This is a genomic window from Proteobacteria bacterium CG1_02_64_396 (genome assembly GCA_001872725.1).
GTDB lineage: Bacteria > Pseudomonadota > MNWR01 > CG1-02-64-396 > CG1-02-64-396 > CG1-02-64-396.
In genome coordinates this window covers 42,181-48,180 of sequence record MNWR01000091.1, presented here as the reverse complement: position 1 = coordinate 48,180, position 6,000 = coordinate 42,181, and the positions used below count along the sequence as shown (strand labels likewise).

6 protein-coding genes and 1 pseudogene are annotated in these 6,000 nt (G+C 62.6%); 1 reads left to right on the top strand and 6 read right to left on the bottom strand.

Annotated elements, in window-relative coordinates; all coding sequences use genetic code 11:
* The 4 genes and pseudogenes from AUJ55_10850 to AUJ55_10835 all read right to left on the bottom strand — a co-directional run bounded on the left by AUJ55_10850 (position 1) and on the right by AUJ55_10835 (position 2,589).
* Positions 1-179: pseudogene (locus AUJ55_10850) on the bottom strand (transposase).
* A gap of 24 nt (positions 180-203) precedes the next feature.
* Positions 204-932, bottom strand: coding sequence for a hypothetical protein (locus AUJ55_10845; protein ID OIO55223.1), 729 nt, complete (start codon positions 930-932; stop codon positions 204-206).
* Between the two features lie 21 nt (positions 933-953).
* A complete protein-coding gene (locus AUJ55_10840; protein OIO55222.1) occupies positions 954-1,448 on the bottom strand; it encodes a protein-export chaperone SecB in 495 nt (164 codons plus the stop codon).
* 247 nt (positions 1,449-1,695) lie between these two features.
* Positions 1,696-2,589 carry an acetylglutamate kinase gene (locus AUJ55_10835; GenBank protein OIO55221.1) on the bottom strand — a complete coding sequence of 298 codons (894 nt, stop codon included), beginning with the start codon at positions 2,587-2,589 and terminating at the stop codon, positions 1,696-1,698.
* 176 nt (positions 2,590-2,765) lie between these two features.
* On the opposite strand from AUJ55_10835, the gene AUJ55_10830 reads away from it, so the two are divergent.
* Positions 2,766-4,046: a hypothetical protein gene (locus tag AUJ55_10830; GenBank protein ID OIO55220.1), complete on the top strand. Its 1,281-nt coding sequence runs from the start codon at positions 2,766-2,768 to the stop codon at positions 4,044-4,046.
* A 2-nt stretch (positions 4,047-4,048) separates the two neighbouring features.
* Here AUJ55_10830 and AUJ55_10825 read toward each other — a convergent pair whose 3' ends face one another.
* Both AUJ55_10825 and AUJ55_10820 read right to left on the bottom strand, forming a co-directional pair.
* Entirely contained in the window at positions 4,049-4,564 is a 516-nt protein-coding gene (locus AUJ55_10825) for a hypothetical protein (GenBank protein ID OIO55219.1), read from the bottom strand.
* A gap of 64 nt (positions 4,565-4,628) precedes the next feature.
* Positions 4,629-5,771 carry a radical SAM protein gene (locus tag AUJ55_10820; GenBank protein OIO55218.1) on the bottom strand — a complete coding sequence of 381 codons (1,143 nt, stop codon included), beginning with the start codon at positions 5,769-5,771 and terminating at the stop codon, positions 4,629-4,631.
* Between the last annotated feature and the right edge of the window lie 229 nt (positions 5,772-6,000).

The following is a 6,000-nucleotide window of genomic DNA, read 5'->3' as shown; positions in this document are numbered from 1 at the left end:
CCTGGACGCTCAAAAAGGGTCGACAGCCCCTCCATGGCCACCTTCTTCCACTGGCTGATCTGCGCCGGGTGGATTTGGTGTTCACTGGCCAACTCGCTTGTGGTTTTGACCCCCTTCAGGGCCTCCAGCGCCACCTTCGCCTTGAACTGCGCACTGTGTCGTTTGTGTTTTCCGGGCATCGCTTGGCTCCTCGCTCTCGCCAATCATGCCCCCTCGGTCTTAACAAAACCTACTGTCCAGTTTTTGGGGTCCACTTCACCCTTCACATTCACCCCCGCCCGCCACCGCAGCGCCTGCTGCAAGAAGGGGTTGCTGCGCCGTTCGTCGGCCAGAGTGGTGTTGGGGCCGTGGCCGGGGATGAGGATTTCGTCTTCATTCAGCCATGCGTCAAGGCGACGCAAGGAGTCCTGCATGGCGGCGGGGTCGGAGGCGGGGAAGTCGGTGCGGCCCACCGAACCCTTAAAAAGGGTGTCGCCGGTGGCGACCACACCGCTGGGCAGGCGGATCAGCAGTGAACCGGGGGTGTGGCCTGGGGTGTGGAGGATGTCGACGTCGAGTTCGGCGAAGGTTTCTTCCCCCTCGCTCCAGGCATGATCGATCTCGAAGGGATCGACCGGGGGCAAGCCATAGCTCTGCGCCTGGGCGCTGGCCCGTTCGACCATGAAATGGTCGCCCCCATGCAGCGCCACCGGGGCTCCCCAGCGCTTTTTCAGCTCGGCGACCGCGCCGATGTGATCGAAGTGGCCATGGGTGAGCAGGATACCAGCGGGGGTCACCCCTTGGGCGGTCATCCACTCATCGATGCGGTCGGGGTCGCCGCCGGGATCGATCACCCAGCCCCGCTTGGCGCGGGGATCGGCAATCAGGGTGGTGTTGACCTGAAGGGGTCCCGTGGGCAGGACCGCCAAAATTAGTTCACGGCTCTGCGCCACGGGAGTCTCCTTCAATCCAGATCAGTGCTTGGTCACAGGCTCGGCTTCGGCGGCAGCCGCCTGCTCGCGGGCGAGGTTTTGCTGGTAGATCGCCTCGAAGTTGACCGGGGCGAGCAGCAGGGGCTGAAAACCGCCGCGGATGATCGCGCTGGAGATCGATTCGCGCAGGTAGGGAAAGAGGATGGTGGGGCTGTTGACGTTGAGCACCACGTTGCCCGCCTCGGGGGGGATGTTCTTGAGCATGAAGGCGCCCCCCTGATGAACCTCGACGATGTAGAGGGTCTTGTCGTCGGCCTTGGCGGTCACGGTGGCGATCAGGGTGACCTCGTGGTGATCGGCGTCGAGCTGGCGCATCTCGTTGCGCAGGTTGACCTCGATCTTGGGCTCGGCCTGGTTGAAAAAAATCTCGGGGGTGTTGGGGGCCTCGAACGACAGATCCTTCACGTAAACGCTCTTGAGCTGAAAAATCGGAGCGTTCTCGGGGGTAGCCGGTGCGGCGTTATTGTCTTGGCTCATTGCTTCCTCAAAAGGTGGTTCGACCCCAAGGCCGAAAAGGTATGGGTGGGTATTTCGGTTGGTGAATTAAAGAAACGCTGAAAAAACGCAGCCTGCCTATGAATCGGCCCGCTACGAAAAAAACGTGGTTTTTTCTTCGCTTGCAAAATCAGCAGAGTTTCGGCGACTTAGGTCGCCTCCTACGACAGCGCTATTTTGGCAGCCCATCCCTGGGCTGCTCGGAATCGCTGAATAAATCGGCGCTTCCTTAAGGCTTCCGGATGACGGTGCCCACCCCGGAGCGGGTGAAAATCTCAAGCAGTAGGGCGTGGGGCACCCGGCCGTCGATGATGTGGGCCTTGGCAACCCCCGCCTCGATGGCGCGCACGCAGCAGGTCACCTTGGGAATCATCCCCCCGGCGATCACCCCCTCTTGAATCAAGGGTTCAACATCGACGGTGGGCAGGGTGGCAATCAGTTTTTTATCGCCGTCGAGCACACCCACCACATCGGTCAGCAGAATCAGCTTTTCGGCTTTCAGCTCAGAGGCGAGCGCACCGGCCACCAAGTCGGCGTTGATGTTGAACGCCTCCCCGTCTGCCCCCACCCCGACCGGGGCGACCACCGGGATGAAATCGTCGCGGTCGAGCACCTCAAGCACCCGGGGGTTGATCGTCTCGACCTCCCCCACCCGACCTAGATCGATGATCTCGGGCACCTGGTTTTCGGGCACGTCGCGGCGCACCTTGTGCAGCTTGCGCGCCTTAATGAGCCCACCATCCTTGCCGGAGAGTCCCACCGCCTTGCCGCCGTGGTGGTTGATCCGCCCGACGATCTCTTTGTTGACCTTGCCGACCAGCACCATCTCGACGATGTCCATCGTCTCGGCGTCGGTCACCCGCATGCCGTCGATAAAATTGGTCTGTTTACCCATGCGGGCCAGGATTTTGCCGATCTGGGGGCCACCACCATGGACAACGATCACATTAAAACCGATCAGCTTGAGCAGGATGATGTCTTGGGCAAAGGAGTGTTTGAGCTCCTCCTCCACCATGGCGTTGCCGCCATACTTAATGACGATGGTTTTACCTGAAAACTGCTGGATGTAGGGCAGCGCCTCGATCAGAGTCGAGGCAATTTGGGAGGCGTCTCGGGCCTGCATGGCATCCCTCGGAGCGGGTGAGGAGGGGTCGACGGCGAATTGGGGTGAAAAATGCTGTTTTTTCTTGCAGGGAATCTGCAATTCGGTGTTTACATTAGCATCCGACCTTGGGGTTGGCATCCTTCCTCCGGGAGGATGGCTTGGGTCGTTGTCTATCAAATCACAAAGGGGGTCACATGCCGGGGATCAAAGGGGGAAGCCACGGCTTAGAGCGGATCAGCGATCCGGTCGTCAGTCTCGACCGCGATTTTCGTATTCAATGGATCAACGCCGCCGCCGGTCGCCTGCTGGGGCTCGATCCCCGCAGCGTCGCCCAAACGCCCCTGACCTCCTCGGCGCCCAAGCTGTTTCAAGAGGTGCTTGGCCCCCTGCTGCTGCAAGCCCTACAAGAAAACCGCCCCGTCCGCGAAAGCACGACCCATCCCGAAGACCACCAACCTCTCGATGTTTGCCTCTACCCCGACGCCACCGGGGTCACCCTGATTCTACACCGGGAAGACAACCTTTCGGATCAAGAGCGGGACGAGGCTGAGATCGTGCGCATGGTGGCGCCGCAGTCGGGCGATTTGCTGGCGGTGGTCGACGCCCAGGGGGCGATCGTGCACCAGTCGGCCCCGTTCTCCACCCGTTTGGGATTCCCCCCCACCGCCCTCAAGGGGCAGAGGCTGGCCGATCTGGTGGTGCCCGAAGATCGGGACGGTTTTGCCCTGCGTTTGAAGGAGACCCTCGCGGAGGGCAACGGTCACCTGATCGAATTTAGAATGCGCCGCAAAGACGGCACCCGGCGGATGTTCGAAGGGACGTTGGACCTGGTGCACGGCAGCCGTTCGGGGCGGGGTTTTGTGGTGCTGGTGGCCCGCGACATCACCGAGCAAAAAGAGATGGAGCAGACCCTGCGGCGCAACCGGGAGCTTCTGGCCCAACACAGCGCCATGCTGGAGCGGCTGTCGTTCCTCGATGCTGAAACCGGAATCGCCAACCGGCGCGGTTTCGATGAGGCCTTTGAAAAAGAATGGGCCCGTGCCCGGCGCAATCAAGACCACGTTTCGCTGATCCTGGCCGAGATCGATTATTTCGACGCCTATCGCCAAAGCCAGGGGCTGCCGACCGCCGAGCTGACCCTGCGCAAGCTGACCCGCATCCTGCAAGAGAGCATCAACCGCCCCTGCGATCTGGTCGCCCGTTTCAGCGCCAATACCTTCGTCCTCATTCTGCCCGACACCAAACTTGAGGGGGCCAAAGAGGTCGCCACCCGCATCGAAAGGGGGTTGGCCGACCAGGCGATCCATCACCCCTCCCGCCCCGGTACCGCCAAGGTCATCACCCTGAGTCTGGGGGTCGCCTCAATGACCGCCAAGCCGGGCATTCGCACCGAATCACTGCTTGGCGGCGTTGACCGCGCCCTCTATCTGGCCAAGAGCCAGGGGGGGCATCAGATCGTGGCGTTAATGGGTTAGGCCTACTCCACCCCCAGCAACCGCAGCCGCATCCCTACCTCGCTGCTGTACCCCACCGAGCGAAACACCACCCGCCCCTGAGCATCGAGCAGGTAGTAGGTCGGGAAGGCCTCGATTTTGAGCGCCCGAGCCGTTGCCGGGTCGCCCAGCGCCACCGGCACGGTCAATTTTTGGTCACGGATAAACCGCGCCACCTCATCCCCGGTTTGATACGCCAGCCCCACCATCAGCAGGTTGAGCCTCCCCGACGTGACCTCCCCCTTGAGCGATTCCAAATTACCCGCCGACAGGCGACAGATGGAGCACCAGGGGGCAAAGGCGTAAATCAGGGTGGGACGACCGCGCAGATCGGCGGTGCGCAGGATCTGACCGTCGAGGGTGGTGAGGGTGAGATGGGGAAGGGGTTCGCCGGTTGAGACGAGATTGCGGGTTTGCCACCAGGTGACGGCGGCGAACACGGCGAGGAAGAGCAGCAGGTTGGTAAGCCAGGAGCGCCGGCTGGGGGGAGGATGGGGCATAGCTCGGACCTTGGGGGGGTGGGAGAGGGTGGGGGGAGTGGGAAATCCCCCCACCACCCCCCGCTCAGTCCTCAGCCCGCTCCGGCACCGGCTTGCCCTCCAGCTGCGCCTTGGCGATCAAAACATCCTCGGCATTGAGGGCAAAGGGGAAGGAGGCGATGTCGGAGACCGGGGAATCGCCGTAGGGGCGGTTGCAGGCCGAAACGTCGTGGGACTTGCCGGGGCAGCCCGAGGTCTGGAAGGCGCGCCCCTGGTTGACGAAGTAGTCGTAATCTTCGGCCGACAGGCCGTAGTCGGTGACCACACCGTCCGCGTCGAAGCTGAATTGCTCGATACGGGCGTGATCGAAGTCGATCAGGTAGCGGCCCAATTGCACCCGACGGTACTGGGCGCGGTCGACGGCGGGACGGTCGTCCATCAGGGAGCCCTCTTCGGGGAAGAAGGCGAACAGGTGGCTGTGCCCCCCCATGTCACGCACCTTCTGGATGGTCTCAAGCGCCTCCTGCTCACTTTCCCCCATGCCGATGATGATGTGGGCGCCGATGCGCTCGCGGCCGAAGATCTCGCGGGCCATCCCCAGCACCTCCCAGTATTTGCTCCAGGTATGCGGCCCCTGCACCCCCTTGCCCCGGGTCGCCTCGAAGACCGCCTCGCTGGCTCCGTCGAGCGCCACGGTGAAGATGTCGGCCCCCGCCTCCTTGAGTGCCACCAAGTCGGCACGGTTCATGGTGGTAGGGTTGGAGAGGATCGAGGTGGGGATCTCGGGCAGCTCGGCCCGCCACTTTTTGAGGATCGCCAAGGTATCTTCTTCGGAGCGGGGGTGGGTAATCATCGAGATGCACATCCGCTCGACTTTGCCGCCGTCTTTCCCCTCTTTAATCGTCTGGATCACGTCGTCGAGCGGGGCCGAGGGCCAATCGACCCGGATGAAATTGCGGTCGGCGTAGTTGCGCTCCTCGTCGCGGTGGCGAGCCAGGCCGCAATAGGCGCAGTTGGCGCGGCACCCCTCGGGGTAGGTGAGCAGCAGGTTCAGGCAGTGGGTGCAATCGGTACGGTGCATCCAGCCCGGCATGATCCCCAAGGTGATCGCCGCTGCGGTGCTCATCTGCACCCACTGGGGGGAGCGCATCTCGGGGGTGAGCACATTGTTGTTGGGGCGATAGAAGTTCAACGGCGCGGCTTCGGCTTTGGGGGCGGTCGCGGTCATGGGCAGGCTCCTCTTGGTGACTCGTTATGTCGTGGCCCAAATGCGGGGCCGTGTTGTTGAATGGAACAAAGCAAAAGCCATCGCCCGCAGGCCAGGCTCCTACCCTCGGATCAGCCGTTCGTCTTCGCGGTAGGAGCGCCGCCCCGGCGCGATGCCTTTCGGTTGTTGCAAAGGTCGTTACAGGCCATCGCGCCGAGGCGGCGCTCTTACAATTTTCGGGATGCGCGGA